Here is a 23,045-nt window from a genome sequence, read left to right as displayed (position 1 = left end):
CATGTCGATAGCCGTGACCTACGCTTTGGGCCATAAGCCCGAGGCGTTCGTGCCGCAGCGGCAGGTCGAGGTGGGGCAAGCATGTATCACGGCGAAAAATTCAATGCCTGGAGCCACTTGGTCGGCGCCGTGCTGGCGTTTATTGGGGCGTTCTGCTTGCTGGTGCTGGCGAGCCTGGATGGCGAGCGGGTGAAGATCGTCAGTGTGGCCGTCTACGGCGTCACCCTGTTGCTGCTCTACAGCGTCTCGACTATCTATCACAGCGTGCAGGGGCGGGCGAAGGTGATCATGCGCAAGCTCGATCACCTGTCGATCTACCTGTTGATTGCCGGTAGCTACACGCCGTTCTGCCTGGTGAGCCTGCGCGGAGCCTGGGGCTGGTCGCTATTCGGGGTTGTCTGGGGGCTGGCGTTGATTGGCATGCTGCAAGAGATCAAACCGCGCTCCGAAGCACGGGTGCTGTCGATCGTGATCTATGCGCTGATGGGCTGGATCGTCCTGGTGGCGGTCAAGCCGCTGCTCGCCGCCCTGGGCACTGCGGGTTTCGTCTGGTTGGCCGCTGGTGGGGTTTGTTACACGGTCGGGATCATCTTTTTCGCCTACGACAGCCGCTTCCGTCATTGGCATGGCATCTGGCACCTGTTCGTCATGGCCGGCAGCGTGCTGCACTTTATCGCGATCCTGTTCTACGTCCTCTGAGACCCAGCCGATCACCCCGCGAACATCGAAAATGCCCACGCTTGTTCGAGTCGCCAGTTATGCCCGTGATCCGACGAAAATGCAGTCAGTGTTGTCAGGCCTTGGCGGCAGTCTTGTCGAAGAGTTCCACGCCTTGATCCAGGCATTGGTCAACCAGCCATTTGCCATGCGCTATGGAGGCGCGCTGGGCGCTTTCCAGTTCGGCGAGAAAGGCCTGGTCGAGGGGCAGCGGCAGCCGTCTGGTGCTGCGGCCGTCCGGGCTGGTGATACGGCAGCCGCCGGCCCAGGGTGTCGGAATGCCAGGGTGCTCCACGACGTCGGCGACGATGGTGTGGTCGCGGTGGGTGTATTGCATCGTGCTCATGAGATCAACCTCGATGTTTAAAGGCCGCTGTCAGACCCACATGGCTGAAATGGAATCGGTCAAAAGAGCCTGATGGGCGGCTTGGATATCCGTGATGAGTATCGCCATTGCGCGTTCCTCGCTGCTTTTTCCTACTTACGATGTATAGCACATGCCGATTTCCTCACGGCATCTTCGGCGAGCAGTTGCACAGCCCGGTGCATGTTCCGGGTAACGACCCCGGTCTGGATCAGCCGGCTAAGAGCCAACCATCTGCTGATCCTCGCTACGGACGGTCAAGTCCAACGGCCTGCTAATCACGATTTCTCTCCTGTCGATACACGCTAACGGCTTCATATACCGCTTTTCTCAGGCGGTTGATCCCGCCTATGGGGCGATGTTCGGGCAGCGAGTGCCAGGGATTGAATGCCAGGTTGTCGCAAAACAGATTTTGCTCACGGCTATCGAAATCTTGGGCGGGTAGCCGGATCCTTGCGACGGTCTCGAATGGCGCGATCGACTCGTCCCATTCGACGCTGGGGTCTTCGATCGGCATGTAATAGGCGGGATTCTGCCGCTGAACCTGCAGTGCGAAGCAGGCCGGTGCACGGTCGAGCGAGAGCTGTTGGTAGAGGGCATTGCGCAAGAAGTTGGGCAGATCCTTGTTCTGCCTTGGCAGTTCATAGTCAGGGCAGTGTTGTGGGGTAGGGATGACCCGATACTTGATGTTGTACGGGCCAAGCTTGAACGGGGCGATGGAGTTGTAGGTGGTCGCAATCGGGCTTTGCGGCGCAGGCGCCAAGGTTTTCAGGGCAATCAGCAGGTGGCGGATCTCCCAGTTGCGTGGGTTCCAGCCTGGAAAGAATGCCAGCGCTTTTTTGCCTTCGGCTTGGGCGGCGAAGTTGCTTTGGTATTCAGCCACATCGCGCACGAAAAAGGCCGGGTGATTAAACATGACGAAGTCTTGTTCGGTCATGTGCGCCGGGTTGCTCAAGAGCTTTCCTCCTGGCACATCGAGCAGTTTGAGGGCCATGCCACGGGCGTCGCGAACGCGGTCGAATTGCGGGTAGGCGTTACCGTTGGACAAGCGCATCCAGGCTTGCCAGGTTTTGCCCGGTTCGCTGAGTACGCCGTGGCGAAGGCTGCTGTCCAGGTCTGGCAGTACGGTTACTTGCGCTTTTACACAGCCGTGGGCCTTGGCATGGGCATCGCGCAGGACTCGGGTGTTATCGCGGTGTTGTTCGACTACCCGGATAGCATCTTCGATGATGCCTTGGGTGCGCGCGGCTTCATCTGGCGGCACTTGCTCCTCGCTGGGCACCGGGCCGGAAAATTTCCAGCTGTAGTACGCGGCAGCTACGCCCCAGCCGCCCAGGCTGACAGTCAGGAGCAAGAGCAGGAGTCTACCGAGCAAGCGGCCAAGCCAGAGCCAGCATCGTTTGAGCATGGGCTAATCCTTGTTCGTGATGGTTATTCCTGCCGGCAACTATCGCCGCGGGCGGTTCTGTCGGTTGTGACGGGTTATTCCGGGCACTTGGGGCCAGGGTTCCAGGGCTTGGCTTTGACCGGTTCGAGTTGGGCTTCGAACTCCGGGTTGCCCAATACCTTGAGGTATTCGAGCAGTGCCCAGCGCTCTTCGGGTTGCAGCGCACGACCGATCACCCCCCCTTGGCGACAGCCGTCACGAAACTCGTGGCCGCGGTTGTGGTTGCCGGTGATGTCGGTCTTGAATAAAAAACCGCCTGGGAACTTCTCGCTGTTGAAACCAATATGTTTGGGGTCGTACTCGAAGCCACCGACCCAGAACTCGGCTTGTCGCTCTGACATGGGCGACAGCAGTTGGAACAAGGTGGGAATCGAACCGTTGTGCAAGAACGGTGGTGTGGCCCAGATGCCGTGCAGTGGCCGGGCCTTATAGCCGCGTTTTTCCTGTACGCCGATGGGCAGGCCGTAACCGTCCATGCGCCAGCGTTCGCGAGGCTGGATCCCGGCGTCCCGGTAGGCGCGGTTTTCGACGTAGGCGGTGAGGTAGGCCAGACCCTTGGCACTGGAGATGCTCCGTGGATCGATGTCGTCCAGGGAGGCGCCAATGAGGCGAACATCCAGTTTATTGAGTTCGGTTGTTGTCCAGCCCAGTTTGCTGATATCGAAGCGATGATCGGCGATGTTGTCGGCAGCGGTCGGATCCGTGCCTATGATGTGGGTCGGCACGATGCGCATATGCCATTCGGGGTCGCGAGCTGGCGCCAGGCGTTCGGCGCGCGGTCTGGGGTCGGGGGCGTGGCAGTAGGCGCAGTTCTCGGTGTACAGGGCGCGGCCTTGGCTGGCCAATGGCAGGTCGATCTTGCCGAATATCTGCTCCGGCCAAGTCGGCGGCTTCAGTTGTCTGAGGGTTTCTTCCAGGGTGTACAGATCGCGCAGGCGTACGCTGGATGAGTAGCGTTCGGCTTCCGGCACGGGATGTCCGTCGGCTTGCAGTAGCTGCAGCGTCGCCCCGACGCCGAGTGCTTCGCCGACATTGCGCGCCATGGGCTGCATGGCTGAGCCGTTCCATTGGACCCAGTCGAACTTCCAGATGTCCCAGACGTGCGGGTAGCTGACGGGGGCATTGGCGACCCGGTAGTTACTGGCGTCGATGGCGTCACCGAAGACGCTGTTGGCGATGCGGCCAAAGGCATCGGTGCGGCCAAAACCTTCCTCGGTTGGGTAGAGGCCGCGATGCCAGTCGTTGAATGCCGTACCGAGCAGGCGATCGAGCACGACCTTGAAGTCTTGGCGCAGTTGATCGCGCCCTTGCGCATCGTGTTCGCCGAGTACGGCCTTGGCAAAACGCCTGAATTTAAAGGGGTTGTAATAGGTGAAGGCCATGCTCATGCCGAGTGACTGGCCAAAGCTGCCGCCTCTCAGGGTTGGCACGGTTGAGGCGAGGGAATGCAGCGCTGCACCACCGTCGATCCGCACAGCCTGGCCCTGGTAGCGCAACTCGCCGGTATGGCAGGCCGCGCAGCTTATATCCAGGTAATGGGTGGACGTCTTGTTATCCTCATGGCGGGTAAAACCAGCCGGCAGATTGGCAGGATTACGTTCTGTGGGCTGTTGATCTGGCTCGACCAGAAAGCCAAAGCGGGCGAGGTAATCCGGCGCGGCGAATTTGTCTCTGCTCAGGGGCAACTCAAGGGCGCTGAACCAGTCGTAACGCAAGCCTTTAACTTGGGTGCCCTGAGGCGTGTAGTAATAGGTCTGGCGTTGTTCGTCACTCCACTGATCGAGGTAGTGGAGTTTCTCCGGTTTCTGGTAAAGAGGTAGATTGGGGTAGGCGATCAAATACAAGCCGCCGGCCACGCCCGCGAGCAGAACCAGTAGAACCCCATAGAGGGCGACACGGAGCATGCGCATCAGACACATCCTTGTTGGGTTTTATTCTCTGATCTTATGCCAAGGTGCGCGGCTGATGGCAAGCGGCCCTTACCGATTCTTTCCCAGGTGGGCCTCGTCGGTTATCTACCCCGTTAACCCTTGCAAACATGCCGAGGCCAGAGGCTCTACCTGGAGGCGCGGTTGCAGCCGCGACATTCGCGGATAAATCCGCTGCGACAAAAGCGCTACCCTGCATGCAGCACGTAACTGGGACATAGCTTTGTATAGGGTCTTTGCTCAATACGTGGATCAGTAGCAGGCTGGTGTGGTTTAAACCGAGAGACAGGAGTAGGCGATGCACCCCTTTGAGGCCGAAGAGCCACCACGGTTGGCCATTTTGCTCGGTTATGCCGGGTTGTTACCCTTTGTCAGCGGCGCGCTGGGAATCTGGGTTATTCCATTGGGTTGGCGGCCCTTCGTGCTGGAGGCCTTGCTGGATTTTGCAGCCTTAACCCTGGCTTTTATGGGGGCTATCCACTGGGGCCTGGCGATGCGTGCCGAGGAGACCGATGAGCAGGCACAGATTCAGTTAGGGTTGTCGGTGATTCCGCCATTGTTCGGTTGGCTGGCCATTTCCGCCGGGATGCCGATGGGAGTGGCCTTGCCGACGCTCCTGATCGCGTTTATAGGTCTTTATTTTGCCGATCTGCACGCCGCCAAGCTGGGGCTGGCGCCACGCTGGTATGCGAGCTTGCGTATGCCGCTAACCGTGGTCGTCTCACTCTGCTTGCTATTGGCCTGGGCCAGTGTATTAGTCGCATGAGGTGAGCCCGACAGCCGGATCGCCGTGGGGCTGGCTCGGCTGATGTCGAGCCGGCGATCGATATGCGGGGCGATCATGCGCTAGCAGTCCAGGTTGTCGGCTTGGCGGTAGAGCATCAGCAGCTTGCGGGTGATGCTCTGCTGGATGTCGTCGCGCTCGAAGCTGGAGAGCCGGGTGAGGCGGCTCACCTGCAGGCGATGCAGATGGATATAAGGCATCTGTTGATCGAACTCGCGCAAATCGCCTTTCATCATGATCGGTAGAAAGACGTCGCCGGCTTTCTTCTGATTGCTGATGATCTGTGCCAGCGCCCGTTTGAACGGCATGGTTTTCGGCGTTGGGCCAGCGTCTTTTATCTGGGTGGTTAACAGCAGGCCTGGTTTCCCCAATACGACACCCGGCAGTACGCAGAGTCCGGTTCTGCGCACGGCGTGCGCCTCGATGCCGTGCAGGGTGTCATGGAAGGCATAGGGATTGGGTAACACCACCATTTTGCGCGCATGATCGTGGGGGAAGTGCAGGTTGTAATTGGTGTAGAGCTGACGCACTGAGTCGGAGTAGACGCACAGTCGATTCTCGAACAACTTGATAAAGCGCTCGGCCAGCTCGCGCCGGGCCATGCTGTCCAGATCCCAGATCAAATCCTGGTTCTGTGGTCGGTCGAGATCGACTTCCTGATGTTCCATGCCGCTCATTCATCCCTCATACGCGAAACTGGCCCAGCACTCGATTGAGCTGCTCAGCCAGTTGCCCCAGGCGTTGGCTGGCCTCGCTGGATTGTTCAGCTGCCAGGGCATTGCTGTGCGCTAAACCGGCAGCCTGGGTGACATTCTGGTTGATATCTTCGACTACCTGCGACTGTTGCAGTGTGGCACTGGCAATCGAGGCATTCAAACCGGTCAGGTTGCGCAGCGATTGGGCGATTTGCCCCAGGCTCTCACCGGCCTGGCTGGCTTGCTCGACGGTGAGTTGTGACGCGCGGCTGCTTTCGTTAATAACTTTCACCGCGGCTTCGGAGTTGCCTTGCAGGCGCTCGATCATACCCTGAATCTCGGCGGTCGATTGCTGGGTGCGTTGAGCCAGCAGGCGCACTTCGTCGGCGACCACGGCAAAACCGCGGCCTTGTTCACCGGCGCGGGCGGCTTCAATCGCCGCATTGAGGGCGAGCAGGTTGGTCTGTTCGGCAATCGAGCGAATCACCTCCAAAACGCTGCCGATCTGGGTGCTTTCCAGTGCCAGCTTTTGAATCACCTCCACCGCCTGATCGATAGTGCCGGACAGTTGGCCGACCTGGCGCAGGCTGGCGTCGATGTTTTGCTGGCCCTGGCTCGCCTGGGCTTCGGCGGCATGCACCTCGGTCGACGCATGCTCGGCATTTTTCGCGACGTCTTGTACGCCATAGGTTACCTGGTTGATCGCGGTGGCCACGAGCTCCATCTGCTGGGATTGCTGCTGGCCATGCTGCTGGGCCTCGCGGGCAATGCCGTCGAGCGAGCGGGCGGCTTGATCGAGTGCGCCGGCAGAGTCGAGTGACTGGCGGATCACGTGGCGCAATTTTTCGGTAAAGGTATTGAAGTGCCCAGCCAGGGTGGTCAGTTCGTCATTGCCGCCAGTATCCAGAGCGTTGGTAAGATCGCCTTCGCCGCTGGCAATATTGGCCATGGCGTCGACTGCCTCCTGCAGCGGCCGGGCAATGCTGCGCGAGATCAGGGTGACCAACAGGGTCATCAACAGGGCGATGGCAATGCCGATACCGAGCGCGCGCAAGGCTTGCGCCTGAAACTCCTCCTGCACGTCATTGACGTATACCCCAGTGCCGATGATCCAGCCCCAGGGTTGGAACAGGCTAACGTAGGAAACCTTGGCTATCGGATCGCTCGAACCTGGCTTGGGCCAGCGATAATTGACCAGACCGGAGCCCTTGGTTTTGCTGATCTGCACCATTTCATTGAACAGTTCCTTGCCGTCCGCATCCTTGAGGCCGGAAACATTCTGCCCTTCGAGTTTCGGGTTGGTTGGATGCATGAGCACGGTAGGGGTCTGGTCATTGATCCAGAAATACTCCTGGCCGGCGTAGCGCAGGCCGCGAATCACGTCCATGGCCTGCTTCTGCGCCTCTTCGCGGCTGAGCGTAGCGGCGGTCTCGAGGCCGTGGTAATGGGCGAGAATGCCAGCTGCGCTCTGAACCACGTGCTGGATCTTCTCTTCTTTGGCGGCATACAGGCCGCGATGGATCTGTTGCAGCATCAAGGCGCCGAATATGGACAACATGAGGATGGCGACAACCAGAATAAGCCATAAGCGACGACTGATGGGCAGGCTGCGTAGGCTGTTCATAGAAAGGCTCTCTCGGTGCTAGTTCTGGGGTTCGGGACGCGTTCCTTATATACGGAATGCGACACTTGTTGTTCTAGACCATTCGCTAATTGGATCAAGACGTTGGGCGCCGATGCTCACGCGGGTACGCATGAGTAGGCTCTGATACAGCAATAGGTGCGTGTCTCTGATAGCATTTCGGCCCCCGGAGCGAAAACCTGAGGGTTGGCCAATTTTTTTTTGCGCTACTGGAACCATAGCGCAGAGCTTGAGTCTGACAGCCGCTCAAGCGTTGTGGTTGGCTATTCATATATGTATGTGCGGTACATGCCGCGCGCCTTAGGAGTGTTGATGGATCTTTGGATCGCCATGCAGGCGTTGATTTTGGGCGTTGTTGAGGGCATTACCGAGTTTTTGCCGATTTCCAGTACGGGCCATCAGATCATAGTCGCGGATCTCATCGATTTTGCCGGTGAGCGGGCGATGGCTTTCAATATCATCATCCAGTTGGGCGCAATCCTGGCGGTGGTCTGGGAGTTTCGGCGCAAGATCATCGAGGTGCTGGTCGGATTGCCAAAGGAGCGTGAGGCGCAACGTTTTACCAGTAACCTGCTAATTGCCTTCATGCCCGCGGTACTTCTCGGGGTGAGCTTTGCCGACCTGATTCATCAATACCTGTTCAACCCCATTACCGTCGCTGCGGCGCTGATAGTGGGGGGCATGGTCATGCTCTGGGCCGAGCGGCGTGACCATGTGGTTCATGCCGAACGCGTAGACGACATGCATTGGACGGATGCCTTGAAAATCGGCTTCGCGCAATGTTTGGCGATGATCCCGGGCACCTCGCGCTCCGGAGCGACTATTATCGGCGGCCTGCTGTTTGGTCTGTCGCGCAAGGCCGCTACCGAGTTCTCCTTCTTTCTGGCGATGCCGACCATGGTCGGTGCCGCGGTGTACTCCGGCTACAAGTACCGCGATCTGTTTCGGCCAGCAGATCTGCCGGTGTTCGCCATCGGCTTCGTGACCTCGTTCATCTTTGCCATGATTGCCGTGCGCGCACTGCTCAAGTTCATTGGCAATCACAGTTATGCGCTCTTCGCCTGGTACCGCATCGGTTTCGGTTTGCTGATTCTGGCGACTTGGCAGCTGCATCTGATCGACTGGAGTACTGCGCAAGGTTGAGCCTGTAAGGCTGTATTCGGCGGATGGATAAAAGGCGCGCTGCTTGGCGCGCCTTTGTCATAGTGAAGCCTGCTTATGGAGGTGGTATGGCTGCGCCGGAACAGCAACTGCTCGACGTCAACGGCATTACCCTCAGCCTCTACAGCGCAGGCCCCGCGGATGGCCGTCCGCTGTGGTTGCTGCACGGTTTTCCCGAATGTTGGCACTCCTGGCGTCAGCAGATCGACCCACTGGCGGCGGCCGGTTACCGGGTGTTGATCCCGGAAATGCGCGGCTATGGGCAAAGCAGCGCGCCCCGAGATCCGGCGGCTTATGACCTGATGACCCTGTGCGGCGATATCCAGGCGGCCATGGATGCGCTCGGGCACAGCGAGGTGTGCGTGGTCGGCCACGATTGGGGCGCGCCGGTCGCCTGGCACCTGGCCCTATTGGAACCGCAGCGGGTCAAGGCGGTAATTGGCATGGCGGTGCCCTTTGCTGGCCGCCCCAGACGGCCGGCGATCGACATGATGCGCGAACATTATGCCGGGCGCTTTCATTACATTCTGCACTTTCAGCAACCGGGCGTTGCCGAGCAGGAAATGGACGCCGATATCCCGCGCACCCTGCGCATGATGATGCACAACACCTCGGCCGCCGTGCCCAAGGACTTCTTTCTCCAGGAGAAACCCGCCGGCGCCGGGTTGTTCGACGGCATGCAAGATCCGGGGGCGTTGCCGAGCTGGTGCGATGCTCAGGCATTTAACCAATACGTGCAGACCTTTGCCGGGCGCGGCTTCCAGGGTGCGCTCAACTGGTATCGCAATTTCGAGCGCAACTGGCAGCGCAGCGAGGCCTTGGCCGGCCAGCGCATCGAGCAACCGGCGTTGTTCCTGCTCGGCGACAAGGATCCGCTCGGTACCCTGGAAGCCTACACCCTCAAGCAGATGCCCAAGCGCGTGGCGAACCTGGAACAGCATCTGTTGAGCGATTGCGGCCACTGGATCCAGAACGAGCAGGCGGCGCGGGTGAATCGGCTATTGTTTGGGTTTCTCGGCCGTCACTACGCCGCTTGAGCCAGCTAGAATGCGAACCTTCAGTTAGGAACTGGCCGTCATGGAGCAGCGCGGGCTGTTACGCAATTGGGACGATGATAAAGGCTTCGGTTTTATCCAACCGGAGCAGGGCGGCAGCGAGGTATTTGCCCATATCTCGGCGCTGCGGGGCGACCGCCGCCCCGTGGCCGGAGACCAGGTGCTGTATAGCGCCGGCAAGGATCAACAAGGGCGTGTGCGCGCCGAGCATATTCGCCTGGCGGGCGACCTGTCCCTGGATCGGCCGGCAATCCGGCGTAAGCCACGAGCCGTCAGGTCTGCCCACACGCAGGGCCGAAAATCCATGCGGGCACAGGCCAGGCGTGGAGTTCAGCACCTTGGCCTGAAGTGGCTGCTGTTTGCCGCATTGTGTGGCCTGCCGTTGTTCGGCGCGTTGCAGCTGCTGGTGAGTTCGGACTTTATCTGGGCGCTGCTGGCATATGCCGCCGCCAGCTCGATCAGTTTCGGGCAGTACTGGCTGGACAAGGCCTCTGCGATGAACGGCCACAGGCGCATTCCGGAGAACAGTTTGCACCTGCTCGAATTGCTGGGTGGGTGGCCCGGTGCCTTGCTGGCCCAACAGCGCTGGCGGCATAAAACGCGCAAGCTCTCCTATCAACTAGGGTTTTGGGCGATTGTCGCGGCGCACCAAGCGTTCTGGGTTGACTGGTTGCTGCTGGACGGCGCCTACCTCAGCGCTGTGCTGCGCCTGCCATTCTAGAGCATCAAAGGTCGAGTAGCAGACCTGCTTGCAGGCGCTTGGGCAGCCTGCGCACCACCAATTGGTGAGAGCGGGTCAGCAGTTGCCACAGTTCGGCATCGCCGATGGGGGGCTGGGTACAGCTCATGCTGATCCAGTGCGCACGCGCCAGATAGGGCGCCGGACGAATGCCGGGGCGGTCGACATAACCGAGGAACAGATCGCTGTCGACCTTGAACGCCAGCTCATGGCCGAGAAAGTTGAGTATGGCGAACATCTTGTTGCCCGCCACGGAAAACACCTGGTTGTTGCCCCACTTGAAATCTTCGCGGGCGCCGGGTAATTGCAGGCAAAAAGTGGCTATTTCTTGTTGTTTCATTGGCATTGAGCCTTGTCACGAGTTCTCTAGGAGGCTATTCGGGAATAGCGGTTGTAGTGAGGGACGTCTGGATTGCGGCGGTTTTTGCGTGCTTTCGCGACGAATAGCCACTCTATCCAGCGCGGGCAAACAATGACCCCGCCCGGCTTTCCGCAATAGGTCAGTCTGTTCTCGGACAGCCTCCTAGCTAAGCTAGCAGAGTGGCGGCACAACTTTCAGCCCCGATGGAGATTTGCCAATGTCACTTGCCATGCGGACGGCCGAGCAGCCGGCCCGCGAGCTGTCCGCGTATGCTCGACCGGCGGCTGAAATAAACAAGCCCGCGCTCATTGCGCGGGCTTGTTTATCGGGCGGGGCGAGCCAGGCCGGCCTCGATCCGGCACCTGTCCGGGATCTGCGGGTGGGTTAAGCCGCCTTGATGGATCAGACGATTACGCCCTGGCTGCGCAGGTAGTCGTCGTAGCTGCCGCTGAAGTCGGTCACGCCGCTGTCCGACAGTTCGATGATGCGCGTGGCCAGGGAGCCGACGAACTCGCGGTCGTGGCTGACGAAGATCAGCGTGCCCGGGTAGTTTTCCAGCGCCAGGTTGAGCGCCTCGATCGACTCCATGTCGAGGTGGTTGGTCGGTTCGTCCATCACCAGCACGTTGGGTTTCTGCAGGATCAGTTTGCCGAACAGCATGCGGCCCTGCTCGCCACCGGAAATCACCCGCACCGACTTGAGGATCTCGTCGTTGGAGAACAGCATGCGCCCCAGGGTGCCGCGCACCAGCTGCTCGCCGCCCTGGGTCCAGCGGCCCATCCAGTCGAACAGGTTGCTCTCGTCTTCGAAGTCGGAGGCGTGATCCTGGGCGTAGTAGCCCAGCTCGGCGCTTTCGGTCCATTTGACCGTGCCGGCGTCCGGGTACAGTTCGCCGACCAGGGTGCGCAGCAGGGTGGTCTTGCCGATGCCGTTGGGGCCGATGATGGCCACGCGCTCGCCGGCCTCGACGGTGAAGCTGAAGTTCTTGAACAGCGGCTTGCCGTCGAAGCCCTTGGCCAAGTTGTCGACGATCACGGCCTGGCGGTGCAGCTTCTTGGTCTGCTCGAAGCGGATGAACGGGCTGATCCGGCTCGATGGCTTGACCTCGGCCAACTGGATCTTGTCGATCTGCTTGGCGCGCGAGGTGGCCTGCTTGGCTTTCGAGGCGTTGGCCGAGAAGCGGCTGACGAAGGACTGCAGTTCGCTGATCTGGGCCTTCTTCTTGGCGTTGTCCGACAGCAGTTGCTCGCGCGACTGAGTGGCCGCGGTCATGTACTCGTCGTAGTTGCCGGGGAACAGGCGCAGCTCGCCGTAGTCCAGATCCGCCATGTGGGTGCACACGCTGTTGAGGAAGTGGCGGTCGTGGGAAATGATGATCATGGTGCTGTTGCGTGCCGTGAGAATGTTTTCCAGCCAGCGGATGGTGTTGATGTCCAGGTGGTTGGTCGGCTCGTCGAGCAGCAGCACTTCCGGGTCGGAGAACAGCGCCTGGGCCAGCAGCACGCGCAGTTTCCAGCCCGGCGCGACTTCGCTCATCGGGCCGAAATGCTGGGCCAGCGGAATGCCCAGGCCGAGCAGCAGTTCGCCGGCACGTGATTCGGCGGTGTAGCCGTCCATCTCGGCAAATTCGGTTTCCAGTTCGGCCACCGCCATGCCGTCTTCTTCGGTCATCTCCGCCAGCGAGTAGATGCGGTCGCGCTCGGCTTTGACCGCCCAGAGTTCTTCGTGACCCATGATCACGGTGTCGATCACATTGAAGTCTTCGTAGGCGAACTGATCCTGGCGCAGCTTGCCCAGGCGCACGTTCGGTTCCAGCATCACCTGGCCACCGCTGGACTCCAAGTCGCCACCGAGAATCTTCATAAAGGTCGACTTGCCGCAACCGTTGGCGCCAATCAGGCCGTAGCGATTGCCGCCGCCAAACTTGACGGAAACGTTCTCGAACAGGGGTTTTGCCCCGAATTGCATGGTGATGTTAGCGGTGGAGATCAAGGGTCTTTCCTATCAATAACGTAGAGCGGTCTGGATTCGTCTGATACCGATTTGATACCAATCTGCAGTTTTCCAGCTCGCTCCAATCGGAGCTTGAGTTGAGCCAACGGGCATAGGTCGAGAGCAGCATTTGCACGCTGTGACCCAGTTGTTGGGCAATAAATGCGGGATTGAGGCCGGACATTACGCATATTGTCGCATAGGTGTGACGGCAGTTATACGGAGGCCTGTGGCGATATCCACGGTCTTCGGGGGAGGACGCCATTGGTGGTGCACGTTGGAGGTCTCCTTGGCATGTTCCTGCCTCTTCGAGGGTGGGAACACGGATGGCGTCTCCCTGGCGCAACCGACACCCTGCAGACGCCGTTCGGCATAGGTTATGGCGAAGCAAAGAGATCGAAGTGCTCGATTATTGGGGGGCACGTAAGGGGCACGGTCGGTCTGCGTTCGTTCCTCTACCTTGCCTGGCGCGATTGCCCGACAGGTGCAGCCCCTTGAGCAACAGAGGGTTGATGGCAATCCGCACGATGCCGCCGGACATCGACAATGCGGCGATTTCAGGACTCAGGGTCAGCGGCCAGAGCACGCCGGCAGCGAGCGGGAAGGCGATGAGGTTGTCGCACGGTCCGTGCTGGGTGCTGACCCGTGCGAGCAGTGCCGAAGTGCCGCTCAGTACTCAATCTACATTGAACCCAGCCTCACCGAGACGGTGCTGTAAGTAAGTTCCGGTTTTGCCTTTATCTTCGGCCGGCAGAAGTTTCATGCGGCGAGTTCCAGACTGTGTATGCCCTAAAGCATGGGCGAATCGATTACCTCAATCTGAAACTTACAGAAATGTAATCTTGGTTTAAGGCTCATGTAAGGAAGAGTTGCCTATGCTGTAACCCTGAGCACAGGGGTGAGCGTTAGGCCTTCGCATGGAAAAGCTCAAGGGGGGCCGACTACAGCTTTTCGGGCTGGAGGCCAAACCGATTGTTTTGGATGGTGCTGTACACACCGCGGCATCGTGCCAAAGTGCCTATTTGCAGTGAGTCCGGTGCTTGACCTGTGTGTTACACGCAGGTGTAAAAAGGCGATGAGTGCCGAACTAGTCCTAGGTTTGACGCGGCAGATTGATCTGCATCAAATGCAGTCTGTCGAAATGGCCAACAGTTATTCCATCGCAATATTCAGTGGGGAAATGACGATGCGTGTTAACGAGTTAGCCAAAAAACTCGGGGTTAGCGCCGACACTATTCGCTATTACACCCGCGCCGGTTTTGTAACGCCCAGCAAAGACCAAAGCAATGGTTATAAGTCATATCGCGAGCACGACGAGCAGCGCCTCCGCTTTATTTTAAGTGCACGGCAACTGGGTTTTTCTGTGGCCGATATCGGGCAAATACTGATTGAGGCCGACGGAGGCAAAAGCGCCTGCCCCACGGTGCGTCACCTGATTGCCCTGCGTCTGCAGGAAACTACGCAACGGTTTGACGATATGCAAAAACTGCGCAAGCGCATGTTCGCGGCACTCGACGAGTGGGGCAGCAAGCCGGATCGGCTGCCCAGCGGCAACAGCATCTGCCATCTGATCGAAGACTTTACCTTGTGAAGCCCCGATTCAGCTTGCAGGCGCCCCCGCGCGGCTAATTCTGACCTCGGTAATAAGGATCCAACCATGACTCACAGTCCCCCGGCTTTTCCCGATCACGGCCATCCGGCAGCTGCCGAAAATCAAGCGAGCGCTATTGCGAGCAGTCAAACCCTGGTTATTGAAGGTGCGGGCTGCGCCAGCTGTGTGGGCAAAATTGAAAAGGCGCTCATGGCCGTGCCTGGCGTGCAAACGGCAGAAATGAACTTCGCCAACCGCACGGTACAGGTACAGGGCAGTGCGGCCACCGAGTCGTTGGTGAAAGCGGTGGAACAGGCCGGCTACAACGCCAAAAATATGGCCAGTGAGTCGGAAAGCGATGCGCTCGATGAAAAAGAACAAGCCGACTTGGCCTATTACCAAAAACTGATGCGCAAAACCTGGATCGCGCTGGCACTGGGTGTGCCGCTGATGATCTACAGCCTGGTGGTGGGCGAGATGACGGTGACCACCACTGTCGAGCGTGTCGTCTGGCTGGTGGTGGGGCTGCTGACGCTGGCGGTGATGATTGTGTCCGGCCGTCACTTTTACGTAGGAGCCTGGCAATCCTTTAAAAACCACTCGGCCAACATGGACACCCTGATTGCCCTGGGTACGGGCACGGCATGGCTCTACTCCATGGTGGTGGTGTTCGCCCCGGAAGCAGTGCCGCTAATGGCGCGGCATGTCTACTTCGAAGCCACCGCCATCATCATCGGCCTGATCGATCTGGGTCTGGCGCTGGAGCTGAAAGCGCGCGGCCGCACCAGTGAAGCGATCAAGCGCCTGATTGGCTTGCAGGCCAAAACCGCACGGGTGGTTCGCGACGGCGAAGAGCTGGACATCGCCATCGAGCAGGTGTTGCTCAACGATTTGGTGCGCGTGCGCCCCGGTGAAAAAATCCCGGTGGACGGTGAGGTGCAGGAAGGCCACACCGCCGTGGATGAATCCATGCTCACCGGCGAACCGATGCCGGTGGAAAAATCCACTGGCGACAAGCTGGCGGCCGGTACCCTGAATAAAACCGGCACCCTCGTGTTCAAGGCCACTCGGGTGGGCAAAGACACGGCGCTGGCGCAGATCATCAACATGGTCAAGCGTGCGCAAAACTCCAAACCGCCCATCGGGCGCCTGGCCGATGTCATCTCGGCCTACTTTGTGCCGGTGGTGATGATCATCGCGGTGCTGAGTGCGCTGGCTTGGCTCAACTTCGGGCCGGAACCGGCCATTGCTTTTGCCATAGTCTCGGCCACGACGGTGCTGATTATTGCCTGCCCCTGCGCACTCGGTCTGGCTACGCCGATGTCGGTGATGGTGGGTGTGGGTAAAGCGGCTGAGGCGGGTGTCCTGATCCGCAACGGTGAGGCGCTGCAAACCGCGTCGAAGATCACCGCCATGATTCTGGATAAGACCGGCACCATCACCCTGGGCTCGCCCAAGGTGACCGACATTGTGACCCAGACCGATTTTAACCAGGAACAGGTGCTGCAACTGGCGGCCAGTGTGGAGTCCGGATCAGAACATCCGCTGGCGATGGCCATCGTTGAATCGGCCAAGGAGCGCAACTTAACCGTCGACAAGGTTGAGTCGTTCAATGCCATCGCCGGTCAAGGTGTAGAAGCACGGGTCGCCGGCCAGGCGTTGCTGTTCGGCAATGAAAAACTGATGCGCGAGCGCGGTATCGATATCAGTGAATTCATTGAAGCGGCCCAGCGCCTAGCCAGTGAAGCCAAAACGCCCATGTATTTTGCGGTGGACGGCCGGTTTGCCGCCATCATCGCGGTGGCCGACCCCATCAAGGAGGATTCCGTTGCGGCGATCAAACGTCTGCAGAAGAACGGCATTCGCGTGATCATGCTCACTGGCGACAACCGCGCCACCGCCAAAGCCGTGGCGGAAAAGGTGGGCATTAGCGAATTTTTCGCCGAAGTTCAGCCCGCAGACAAGGCCAGCAAAGTCGCCGAACTGCAGATGCAGAATGAAATTGTCGGCATGACCGGTGATGGCATCAACGATGCACCGGCGTTGGCGCTGGCCAATGTGGGCTTTGCCATCGGCACGGGTACCGATGTGGCGATTGAAAGCGCGGATATCACCCTGATGCGTGGGTCGTTGCATGGCCTGGCCGATGCGATTGCAGTGAGCAAGGCCACCCTGCGCAATATCAAGCAAAACCTGTTTGGTGCCTTTATTTACAACGTGGCCGGCGTGCCGGTAGCGGCCGGTGTGTTGTTTCCGGTGCTAGGCGTGCTGATGAATCCCGTCATCGCTGGCGCTGCCATGGCATTTTCCTCCGTCACCGTAGTGACCAATGCCAATCGCTTGCGCCTGTTCAAGGCGCAGGAACATTAACTGTCATATAGCACGAGGAATTTCATCATGTGGCTAATAAATATTGCAGGGCTGGCCCTGATTGCCCTGATTATCTGGTGGTTCTGGCTGTATAAGCCGAAGGAAGTTGCTCTGGGCGAGCAAGGTTTGCTGGTTGTCGTGGAAAATGGCGGCTATACACCGACCAACATTCAATTGCCGGCCCATACCCCGACCATTCTTACGTTCTTGCGCAAGGATGCAACACCCTGTGCCGAAGTAGTGTTGTGGCCTGATTTGGATATCAGCGAAACCCTGCCGCTGAACAAACCCACACAAGTTGCTCTGCCAGCACTGGATGCCGGCGACTATGCCTTTCATTGCCAAATGCAAATGTACCGCGGCGCCTTGCATGTGAAGTAAGGCGCTGGTTGGCCCGGATTGTTCTTTTAAGGTGGAGGCGGAATATGAGTAACGGTAAAAGTTCTTTCTGGTGGTCGCCTACTGGGCTAGCGGCGCTGGGTCTGATTGGAGCGGTCAGTTATTTTCTGCTGATGGAGCATCGCCAGCATGTGTTTGCATTTCTGCCGTTCTTGATCATTTTGCTATGCCCGTTGATGCATATCTTTATGCACGGAGGGCATGGCGGGCACGGAGGTCATGGCGAGAAGGGGCAGGGCGGCGCAGATACGCCCGAGGCCATGTCCGGCGCCAGTGATGCCGAGCGCGCCGCCTATCAACGCGGGCTGGATGCCGGCAAGCACCAGTCTGACCACCATCAACACTAAGGAACCAGGTCATGCACAATGAATCCGCTTATGGTCTCTGGACTTTAGTCATAATAAATTCCGCTATTTTCATTTTTTTTGCGTTCAGTTTTACCAAGCCGCAAACCAAGGCCGATTGGCGCAGCCTGGGCGCATTCTCCGCATTTGTGGTCGCGCTGTTCACCGAAATGTATGGCTTTCCACTGAGTATCTATTTTCTGTCGGGCTGGCTGACTGATAAATATCCGGGGGTGGATTTCCTTTCCCATGAAAACGGCCATCTGTGGCATACCCTTTTGGGCTTCGAGGGTAACGCTCACTGGGATCCGCTGCATATTGCCAGCAACGTGGTCATCGTCCTGGGGTTTTTTATGCTCGCCTCGGCGTGGGCGGTATTACACAAGGCCCAACAAACCCGATCACTGGCCAGCACTGGTTGGTATGCCCGCTGCCGTCACCCGCAATACATCGCTTTTATCATGATTATGTTCGGCTTTTTATTGCAGTGGCCGACGCTGCCCACGCTGGTGATGTTCCCCATATTGGTAGTGGTGTATGTGCGACTGGCCAAGCGTGAAGAGCAAATGGCGCTAGCCGAGTTTGGCGACGAATACCGCATATATATGCACAACACTCCGGTCTGGATTCCCACTATCAAAAACCTTCTACCCAACGCCGATAAAGTCTGAGGAGACCGTTATGAGAAAATTAATTGCTGGCATCGTTATCACCGCCGCGCTAACTACCCCCGTAGTTGCCAACGAGGATCATCAGCATGGCAATAGCGTGCCAAGCGAAGGCATGTCTGGTGGCATGATGATGGATCAGGCACAGATGATGAAAATGCATGAGCACATGCATCTGATGAAAAAAACGATGACTGAAATAAAGCAAGAAACAAATGCGGAGAACCGCCAGGCGCTGATGGAAAAAGGCATGAATGAAATGGAGGCTCATATGAACATGATGATGCCGATGGGCGCGACAAGTAACAGTCAGGCTGACCATGCCCATGACTAAAAGTTGACGACCAGCGGGCTGCCTGCAGCGATGGAACTAATGACGTGAAAGAGACTGAGGGCAAAGCAATGAAAACTTTGATTATCAAGATCGATGGTATGCACTGTGGCAGCTGCGTGAGCGCTGTGGAAAAAGCACTCATACAGGTGCACGGCGTGCAATCAGCCGCCGTTTCGCTGGATGCGGGGCAAGCGACTGTCACCTACGATCCGGCTTATGTCAGCGCGGCCGATCTCGTCCCGGCAGTCGTGGCTGCCGGCTACTCGGCTCGCGCCAATGCCGAACCTGCACCCGCTCCAGCTCAGGGTGGGCATTGTGGTAGCGGCAGTGGCAAGAGCAAAGGCGGCTGCTGTTGCTCATGAAAACTGTAGGCAGCGTATTGCCAGGCATGGTTGCTCACGGGAATGGGGTAGGCGGTTACGCCCCGGTAACCCTTGGGGCGGGGAGATCGACGCGGCAGGCCAAACTGCCGCTGGCGCGCCTCGACTTGCCCGTGGTCTCTGTCAGCCGAATACATACAAGTCATACGTATTGAGTCCAATGGGAGATAAGTGATGAGCGAAAGCAAGCATCGTCTGGGCGTTTCAGAAACCAATTTGGTCGTGCGTCACCTCAAGCTTGCACCTCAGAACCTGGGGCGCGTTGAGGACGCGATTAAAGAAATCGACAACATTTACGGCTTGGATGGCGTGTCTTTCGACGAGCAATCACAGGTGCTGAACCTGGCCTACGATGCTTCGCGTGTCGGCATCGACTGCGTCGAGGAGGTGTTGAGCAAGTTCGAGATTGAGGTGGGTCACGGTTGGTGGACGCATTTCAAGGAGGGGCACTACCGGTTTGTCGATCAGAACATCAAAGACAACGCCGCGCACCAGCCCTGGAGTTGCCATCAAACGCCGCCCGGGACAAAGCGCAAGCCTTAACTGGAGATGACGATGGACGCTAACGCCCCGTTAATTCTGGTGGACATGGGTATCGACACTCACCAGGAACCCGTGCTGTACATGCGCGGTGATTGCCACGTATGCCGCTCCGAAGGTTTTTCGGCCAGCAACAGGGTGTTGGTAAAGGCCGGTGCGCACGAATTGATTGCCAGTTTGAACGTGGTGGATGATCGAGTGTTGGCGCCTGGTGAAGTCGGTCTTTCCAAAGTGGCTCTGGCACGCCTCGGTCTGCCCGTGGGCAGCCCTGTCAGCATTACCCATGCACCGGTGCTCAACTCGCTTGGCGCGGTGCGCAAAAAAATCTATGGCCACGGCCTCGGTGAAGCGGAGTTTGCCGAGATCATCGGCGACATCAGCGCCCACCGCTACAGCGACATCGAGATCGCCAGTTTTCTGAGTGTGTGTGCCGGCTCGCGTATGAGTCTGGATGAAATCATCGGCTTGACCCGCGCCATGGTGGCATGCGGCCAGCGCCTCAGTTGGCCTGGTCATGAGCGGGTTTTCGACAAACATTGCATTGGCGGCCTGCCTGGCAACCGTACCACGCCGTTGTTGGTGGCGATTGTGACTGCTGCCGGCTACCCAATGCCGAAAACGTCGTCTCGGGCAATTACCTCGCCGGCGGGCACGGCCGACACCATGGAGACCCTGTGCGACGTCAATCTGCAACTCGCGGATATTCAGCGGGTGGTGACCGAGACCGGTGGCTGTCTGGCCTGGGGCGGGGCGGTGAATCTGAGCCCTGCCGATGATCTGCTGATTCGCATCGAGCGCGCACTCGATCTGGACGGTGAGGGTCAACTGATCGCCTCGGTGCTGTCCAAGAAAATTGCGGCCGGCTCCACTCACGCCATCATCGATATTCCCGTAGGCCCCACCGCCAAGGTACGTACTCGGCCCGCCGCGGATCGGCTGGCCGGTCTGTTTAGCCAAGTAGGCGAAGCCTGCGGCCTGCACATTCGCTGTCTGCTCAGCGACGGCAGCCAACCCATTGGCAGAGGGATTGGGCCGGCGCAGGAAGCCAGGGATCTATTGGCCGTACTCCAGCGCAAGGCCGATGCCCCGGCGGATCTACGCGAGCGGGCGCTGTGGCTGGCCGCCAACCTGTTGGATCTGGCCGAGGACTGCGGTGTGTCGGCGGCCTTGCATAAGGCGACCGCATTGCTGGACACGGGCCGAGCACTGGCGCAATTCGAGCGCATTCTCGATGCCCAGGGTGGCCGTAAAAGCCTGCCGGAAGCGGCTTTCGAAGTCGTCATCAGCAGCCCGGAGGCTGGCCGGCTCACGGCCATCGACTGCCGCAAGCTGGCACGCCTGGCCAAGCTGGCCGGTGCCCCTTTCAGTGCGGCGGCCGGTTTGCGCCTGCACGCCCGCGTGGGCGACACCCTGGAGGCCGGGGGCGCGCTCTGTAGTCTCTATAGCGACAGCCGGGGAGAGCGCGATTACGCCCTGGACTACTACCAAAGCAATGCCGATATTTTCCAGTTGGGAGGGGGACATGAATAAACCTCTGCTGTTCAGCCTTGAAGAGCATCCGCTGACCACGCTCCTGGGTGGCAAGCTGGGCGCCGAGTACGGCGAGCTGAGCCGCCGCGACTTTCCCGACGGTGAGTCGTATGTGCAGATCCGCAGTCCGGTTGCAGGTCGTCATTGCCTGGTGCTGGCCAACCTGGCCCAGCCCAATGATAAGTACCTGCCGCTGCTGTTCCTGCTCGACACCCTGCGCGAACTGGGCGCCGCCTCGGTGGGATTGGTGGCGCCCTACCTGAGTTACATGCGCCAAGACCGGCGTTTCGTCGACGGTGAGGCCGTGACGTCGCGGCTTTTTGCCAAAAGCCTGTCACGCCATATGGATTGGCTGGTTAGCGTAGATCCGCACCTGCATCGCTACCATTCGCTGGACGAAATCTACTCGGTGCCGAGCCGGGTGGTGCAAGGTGCGTCGGCGTTGGCGCGTTGGCTGGGCGGTCAACACGAGCTATTGCTGGTGGGGCCCGATGCGGAAAGCGAGCAGTGGGTAGCGAGCATCGCAGCCGCGAGCGGGCATCCCTACGTGATTGGCGAAAAACAGCGCCTGGGCGATCGCCAGGTGATTGTCAGCCTGGCGGATCTGAGTCCGTACCAGGGGCGCAGTGCGGTGATCATCGACGATGTGATTTCCACTGGCCAGACCCTATTGCACTGTATCGCCGCGCTGCAGGCCCAGCAGTTCGAGCGGATTCAATGCGCGGCCGTGCACGGCATATTTGCCGATCACAGCGACCAGTTACTGCTGGCGGCCGGTCTGCAAGCCCTGGTGACCAGCAATACCATTCCCCACGCCTCCAACGGCGTGGATATCAGTGAACTGCTGCTGGCCCCCATCAATGAGTGTTTGCAGCTTATGGTCGAGAGGACGCTATGAAAATCATCTTCCTGGGTGGGACCGAAACAGTCAAAGGCGCCCCATCGAGCGCTATGCTCATTGCGATAAGCCTTTCGCTGAGCTGAGCCCGGCACAAATTATGGAAGCGCTGCTGGCCGAGCAAAGCCAGATTGTCGAGTCGTTCCAACACCTGCATGATCGCGCCCCGACCTCAACCTGTAAGGAGCTGCTGGCGCAATTGCCGCAACTGGAAACCCATGAAGCACAGCGGATGAGCCACGCGGGCAACCGGTTGGACGATATGTAATGGCGCGCGGCTCCCTCTCGGCTTGGCTGGGTGCAGGCGGTAGATGGCCAGCCCCGACGGGGAATGGACAGCTGCTGGCCGTCCTCCGCGCCCATGTTGGCGGCTGATCTGCGCGTCAGCGCAGGCGGGATGATGAAAACGGACATAAGCCGAGCGCAATCGCGCGGTGTAGAGTCAATGCCAAAGCGTTTCCCCTGGGAGGGCAAGAGGGAGTCGCGAACCCGCTGCATTCACTTACTGCAGTCGTTGCCGAGTGCCGGCAGCGTAAAAATGGCGCCTGACTCAGGCGCCGAGGGCCATCCAGCAAACCAAAGGAGCACTCAGGAGGATGGCAAGCACAGCAACGGTTCGATCTCTGCCCAGTGAATGCAGTGTCTTGTAAGGCCGGCTCGAGAACAGACAGCGCACAGCGAGCCAGCCTTTCCTACCGGTATTACTTCAGGGGTTTGATCGAGAGGATCGTCGGCATGCCTTCGCTGTTGAACTCGAACTCCACCTGTTCGCCGACGCGCAGCGCCTCCAATTGCTCAGGCGTCGCCTTGAAGCCCATGGTCATGGCTGGCCACTTCAGCGCAGGAATGTCCCCGTGCGCGATAGTCACAGTGCTCTTTTGCATATTTATCGCCTTGATCGTGCCAGTGGCTTGGGCGGATGCGGGCGTGGTTGCTTGTTGCTCCATTGTCATCCCCTTCATCGGCATTGTGTCCTTGGGCATGTCTGCGGCGAAGACCGACTGGCTGAGTGCGACGGCTAAGGCGCTTACGAGAACGTATTTCATACGAGATTTCCTTCTGCTGGGTTGGTTGTGGAATTACGGGTTTGCCGCCGCCGCATCAGC

Annotated in this window: 24 protein-coding genes and 1 pseudogene; 16 read left to right on the top strand and 9 right to left on the bottom strand. The window is 59.0% G+C overall.

All coding sequences use genetic code 11. From position 1 onward, the window contains the following. Positions 1-81 precede the first annotated feature (81 nt). Positions 82-699 (top strand): hemolysin III family protein, encoded by a 618-nt coding sequence (locus P8H27_RS12420; RefSeq protein WP_289637884.1) that lies wholly within the window; start codon positions 82-84, stop codon positions 697-699. A 94-nt stretch (positions 700-793) separates the two neighbouring features. Here P8H27_RS12420 and P8H27_RS12415 read toward each other — a convergent pair whose 3' ends face one another. The 3 genes from P8H27_RS12415 to P8H27_RS12405 form a co-directional block, all read right to left on the bottom strand. Continuing rightward, positions 794-1,063, bottom strand: a complete 270-nt coding sequence (locus P8H27_RS12415; protein ID WP_289637883.1) for a hypothetical protein — start codon at positions 1,061-1,063, stop codon at positions 794-796. 292 nt (positions 1,064-1,355) lie between these two features. Next, complete coding sequence (locus P8H27_RS12410) at positions 1,356-2,489, bottom strand: catalase family protein (protein WP_289637882.1); 1,134 nt, start codon at positions 2,487-2,489, stop codon at positions 1,356-1,358. Between the two features lie 74 nt (positions 2,490-2,563). Then, on the bottom strand, positions 2,564-4,438 hold the full coding sequence (locus P8H27_RS12405) for a di-heme-cytochrome C peroxidase (RefSeq protein WP_289637881.1): 1,875 nt from the start codon (positions 4,436-4,438) through the stop codon (positions 2,564-2,566). Positions 4,439-4,754: 316 nt separating this feature from the next. Between P8H27_RS12405 and P8H27_RS12400 the strand changes: the two genes are divergently transcribed. Beyond that, positions 4,755-5,222: a DUF3429 domain-containing protein gene (locus P8H27_RS12400; protein ID WP_289637880.1), complete on the top strand. Its 468-nt coding sequence runs from the start codon at positions 4,755-4,757 to the stop codon at positions 5,220-5,222. 80 nt (positions 5,223-5,302) lie between these two features. Here the strand turns inward: P8H27_RS12400 and P8H27_RS12395 are convergent, their stop codons facing one another. Further along, entirely contained in the window at positions 5,303-5,917 is a 615-nt protein-coding gene (locus P8H27_RS12395) for a hypothetical protein (RefSeq protein ID WP_289637879.1), read from the bottom strand. Positions 5,918-5,924: 7 nt separating this feature from the next. Beyond that, entirely contained in the window at positions 5,925-7,559 is a 1,635-nt protein-coding gene (locus P8H27_RS12390; RefSeq protein WP_289637878.1) for a methyl-accepting chemotaxis protein, read from the bottom strand. 330 nt (positions 7,560-7,889) lie between these two features. On the opposite strand from P8H27_RS12390, the gene P8H27_RS12385 reads away from it, so the two are divergent. From P8H27_RS12385 to P8H27_RS12375, 3 genes are all read left to right on the top strand, one after another. Beyond that, positions 7,890-8,720, top strand: a complete 831-nt coding sequence (locus tag P8H27_RS12385) for an undecaprenyl-diphosphate phosphatase (protein WP_289638005.1) — start codon at positions 7,890-7,892, stop codon at positions 8,718-8,720. Positions 8,721-8,806: 86 nt separating this feature from the next. Further along, a complete protein-coding gene (locus tag P8H27_RS12380) occupies positions 8,807-9,775 on the top strand; it encodes an alpha/beta fold hydrolase (RefSeq protein WP_289637877.1) in 969 nt (322 codons plus the stop codon). Positions 9,776-9,815: 40 nt separating this feature from the next. Then, positions 9,816-10,514, top strand: coding sequence for a cold shock and DUF1294 domain-containing protein (locus tag P8H27_RS12375; RefSeq protein WP_289637876.1), 699 nt, complete (start codon positions 9,816-9,818; stop codon positions 10,512-10,514). Positions 10,515-10,518: 4 nt separating this feature from the next. On the opposite strand, the gene P8H27_RS12370 is transcribed toward P8H27_RS12375, so the two are convergent. The 3 genes and pseudogenes from P8H27_RS12370 to P8H27_RS12360 form a co-directional block, all read right to left on the bottom strand. Next, positions 10,519-10,872 (bottom strand): MmcQ/YjbR family DNA-binding protein, encoded by a 354-nt coding sequence (locus tag P8H27_RS12370; protein WP_289637875.1) that lies wholly within the window; start codon positions 10,870-10,872, stop codon positions 10,519-10,521. 423 nt (positions 10,873-11,295) lie between these two features. Next, the gene (locus P8H27_RS12365) at positions 11,296-12,885 is read right to left on the bottom strand and encodes an ABC-F family ATPase (protein WP_289637874.1); all 1,590 of its coding nucleotides are present in this window, start codon (positions 12,883-12,885) and stop codon (positions 11,296-11,298) included. A gap of 679 nt (positions 12,886-13,564) precedes the next feature. Further along, a pseudogene (locus P8H27_RS12360) lies at positions 13,565-13,648 on the bottom strand (DNA-binding response regulator); the annotation flags it as partial. A gap of 312 nt (positions 13,649-13,960) precedes the next feature. Here P8H27_RS12360 and P8H27_RS12355 point away from each other — a divergent pair. From P8H27_RS12355 to P8H27_RS12305, 11 genes are all read left to right on the top strand, one after another. Continuing rightward, positions 13,961-14,476, top strand: a complete 516-nt coding sequence (locus P8H27_RS12355; RefSeq protein WP_289637873.1) for a MerR family transcriptional regulator — start codon at positions 13,961-13,963, stop codon at positions 14,474-14,476. A 135-nt stretch (positions 14,477-14,611) separates the two neighbouring features. Continuing rightward, the gene (locus tag P8H27_RS12350) at positions 14,612-16,846 is read left to right on the top strand and encodes a heavy metal translocating P-type ATPase (protein WP_289638004.1); all 2,235 of its coding nucleotides are present in this window, start codon (positions 14,612-14,614) and stop codon (positions 16,844-16,846) included. A 27-nt stretch (positions 16,847-16,873) separates the two neighbouring features. Continuing rightward, positions 16,874-17,227 carry a cupredoxin domain-containing protein gene (locus tag P8H27_RS12345; protein WP_289637872.1) on the top strand — a complete coding sequence of 118 codons (354 nt, stop codon included), beginning with the start codon at positions 16,874-16,876 and terminating at the stop codon, positions 17,225-17,227. 44 nt (positions 17,228-17,271) lie between these two features. Beyond that, the gene (locus tag P8H27_RS12340; protein WP_289637871.1) at positions 17,272-17,592 is read left to right on the top strand and encodes a DUF2933 domain-containing protein; all 321 of its coding nucleotides are present in this window, start codon (positions 17,272-17,274) and stop codon (positions 17,590-17,592) included. Between the two features lie 11 nt (positions 17,593-17,603). Then, positions 17,604-18,260: an isoprenylcysteine carboxylmethyltransferase family protein gene (locus P8H27_RS12335; RefSeq protein WP_289637870.1), complete on the top strand. Its 657-nt coding sequence runs from the start codon at positions 17,604-17,606 to the stop codon at positions 18,258-18,260. Between the two features lie 10 nt (positions 18,261-18,270). Next, on the top strand, positions 18,271-18,591 hold the full coding sequence (locus tag P8H27_RS12330; RefSeq protein ID WP_289637869.1) for a hypothetical protein: 321 nt from the start codon (positions 18,271-18,273) through the stop codon (positions 18,589-18,591). Positions 18,592-18,635: 44 nt separating this feature from the next. Next, positions 18,636-18,953, top strand: coding sequence for a heavy-metal-associated domain-containing protein (locus tag P8H27_RS12325; protein ID WP_289637868.1), 318 nt, complete (start codon positions 18,636-18,638; stop codon positions 18,951-18,953). Positions 18,954-19,145: 192 nt separating this feature from the next. Further along, the gene (locus P8H27_RS12320) at positions 19,146-19,514 is read left to right on the top strand and encodes a cation transporter (RefSeq protein WP_289637867.1); all 369 of its coding nucleotides are present in this window, start codon (positions 19,146-19,148) and stop codon (positions 19,512-19,514) included. Positions 19,515-19,526: 12 nt separating this feature from the next. Continuing rightward, positions 19,527-21,041, top strand: a complete 1,515-nt coding sequence (locus tag P8H27_RS12315; protein ID WP_289637866.1) for a thymidine phosphorylase family protein — start codon at positions 19,527-19,529, stop codon at positions 21,039-21,041. Further along, positions 21,034-21,939, top strand: a complete 906-nt coding sequence (locus tag P8H27_RS12310; RefSeq protein WP_289637865.1) for a ribose-phosphate diphosphokinase — start codon at positions 21,034-21,036, stop codon at positions 21,937-21,939. The genes P8H27_RS12315 and P8H27_RS12310 overlap by 8 nt, the downstream gene beginning before the upstream one ends. 100 nt (positions 21,940-22,039) lie before the next feature. Continuing rightward, a complete protein-coding gene (locus P8H27_RS12305; protein WP_289637864.1) occupies positions 22,040-22,207 on the top strand; it encodes a hypothetical protein in 168 nt (55 codons plus the stop codon). A gap of 433 nt (positions 22,208-22,640) precedes the next feature. On the opposite strand, the gene P8H27_RS12300 is transcribed toward P8H27_RS12305, so the two are convergent. After that, positions 22,641-22,985 carry a copper-binding protein gene (locus P8H27_RS12300; protein WP_289637863.1) on the bottom strand — a complete coding sequence of 115 codons (345 nt, stop codon included), beginning with the start codon at positions 22,983-22,985 and terminating at the stop codon, positions 22,641-22,643. Positions 22,986-23,045: the final 60 nt, after the last annotated feature.

Source organism: Pseudomonas sp. sp1636, assembly GCF_030376615.1.
Classification (GTDB): Bacteria; Pseudomonadota; Gammaproteobacteria; order Pseudomonadales; family Pseudomonadaceae; genus Aquipseudomonas.
Note: the sequence above shows the minus strand (reverse complement) of the source record. Positions and strands in the feature narration are given on the sequence as shown.

Excerpts from the sequence above, each read along its gene's own strand:
- P8H27_RS12420 (WP_289637884.1), top strand. The coding sequence starts at position 82 with ATGTATCACGGCGAAAAATTCAATGCCTGGAGCCACTTGGTCGGCGCC.
- P8H27_RS12415 (WP_289637883.1), bottom strand. The coding sequence starts at position 1,063 with ATGAGCACGATGCAATACACCCACCGCGACCACACCATCGTCGCCGAC.
- P8H27_RS12410 (WP_289637882.1), bottom strand. The coding sequence starts at position 2,489 with ATGCTCAAACGATGCTGGCTCTGGCTTGGCCGCTTGCTCGGTAGACTC.
- P8H27_RS12405 (WP_289637881.1), bottom strand. The coding sequence starts at position 4,438 with ATGCGCATGCTCCGTGTCGCCCTCTATGGGGTTCTACTGGTTCTGCTC.
- P8H27_RS12400 (WP_289637880.1), top strand. The coding sequence starts at position 4,755 with ATGCACCCCTTTGAGGCCGAAGAGCCACCACGGTTGGCCATTTTGCTC.
- P8H27_RS12395 (WP_289637879.1), bottom strand. The coding sequence starts at position 5,917 with ATGAGCGGCATGGAACATCAGGAAGTCGATCTCGACCGACCACAGAAC.
- P8H27_RS12390 (WP_289637878.1), bottom strand. The coding sequence starts at position 7,559 with ATGAACAGCCTACGCAGCCTGCCCATCAGTCGTCGCTTATGGCTTATT.
- P8H27_RS12385 (WP_289638005.1), top strand. The coding sequence starts at position 7,890 with ATGGATCTTTGGATCGCCATGCAGGCGTTGATTTTGGGCGTTGTTGAG.
- P8H27_RS12380 (WP_289637877.1), top strand. The coding sequence starts at position 8,807 with ATGGCTGCGCCGGAACAGCAACTGCTCGACGTCAACGGCATTACCCTC.
- P8H27_RS12375 (WP_289637876.1), top strand. The coding sequence starts at position 9,816 with ATGGAGCAGCGCGGGCTGTTACGCAATTGGGACGATGATAAAGGCTTC.
- P8H27_RS12370 (WP_289637875.1), bottom strand. The coding sequence starts at position 10,872 with ATGAAACAACAAGAAATAGCCACTTTTTGCCTGCAATTACCCGGCGCC.
- P8H27_RS12355 (WP_289637873.1), top strand. The coding sequence starts at position 13,961 with ATGAGTGCCGAACTAGTCCTAGGTTTGACGCGGCAGATTGATCTGCAT.
- P8H27_RS12345 (WP_289637872.1), top strand. The coding sequence starts at position 16,874 with ATGTGGCTAATAAATATTGCAGGGCTGGCCCTGATTGCCCTGATTATC.
- P8H27_RS12340 (WP_289637871.1), top strand. The coding sequence starts at position 17,272 with ATGAGTAACGGTAAAAGTTCTTTCTGGTGGTCGCCTACTGGGCTAGCG.
- P8H27_RS12335 (WP_289637870.1), top strand. The coding sequence starts at position 17,604 with ATGCACAATGAATCCGCTTATGGTCTCTGGACTTTAGTCATAATAAAT.
- P8H27_RS12330 (WP_289637869.1), top strand. The coding sequence starts at position 18,271 with ATGAGAAAATTAATTGCTGGCATCGTTATCACCGCCGCGCTAACTACC.
- P8H27_RS12320 (WP_289637867.1), top strand. The coding sequence starts at position 19,146 with ATGAGCGAAAGCAAGCATCGTCTGGGCGTTTCAGAAACCAATTTGGTC.
- P8H27_RS12315 (WP_289637866.1), top strand. The coding sequence starts at position 19,527 with ATGGACGCTAACGCCCCGTTAATTCTGGTGGACATGGGTATCGACACT.
- P8H27_RS12310 (WP_289637865.1), top strand. The coding sequence starts at position 21,034 with ATGAATAAACCTCTGCTGTTCAGCCTTGAAGAGCATCCGCTGACCACG.
- P8H27_RS12305 (WP_289637864.1), top strand. The coding sequence starts at position 22,040 with ATGGAAGCGCTGCTGGCCGAGCAAAGCCAGATTGTCGAGTCGTTCCAA.
- P8H27_RS12300 (WP_289637863.1), bottom strand. The coding sequence starts at position 22,985 with ATGAAATACGTTCTCGTAAGCGCCTTAGCCGTCGCACTCAGCCAGTCG.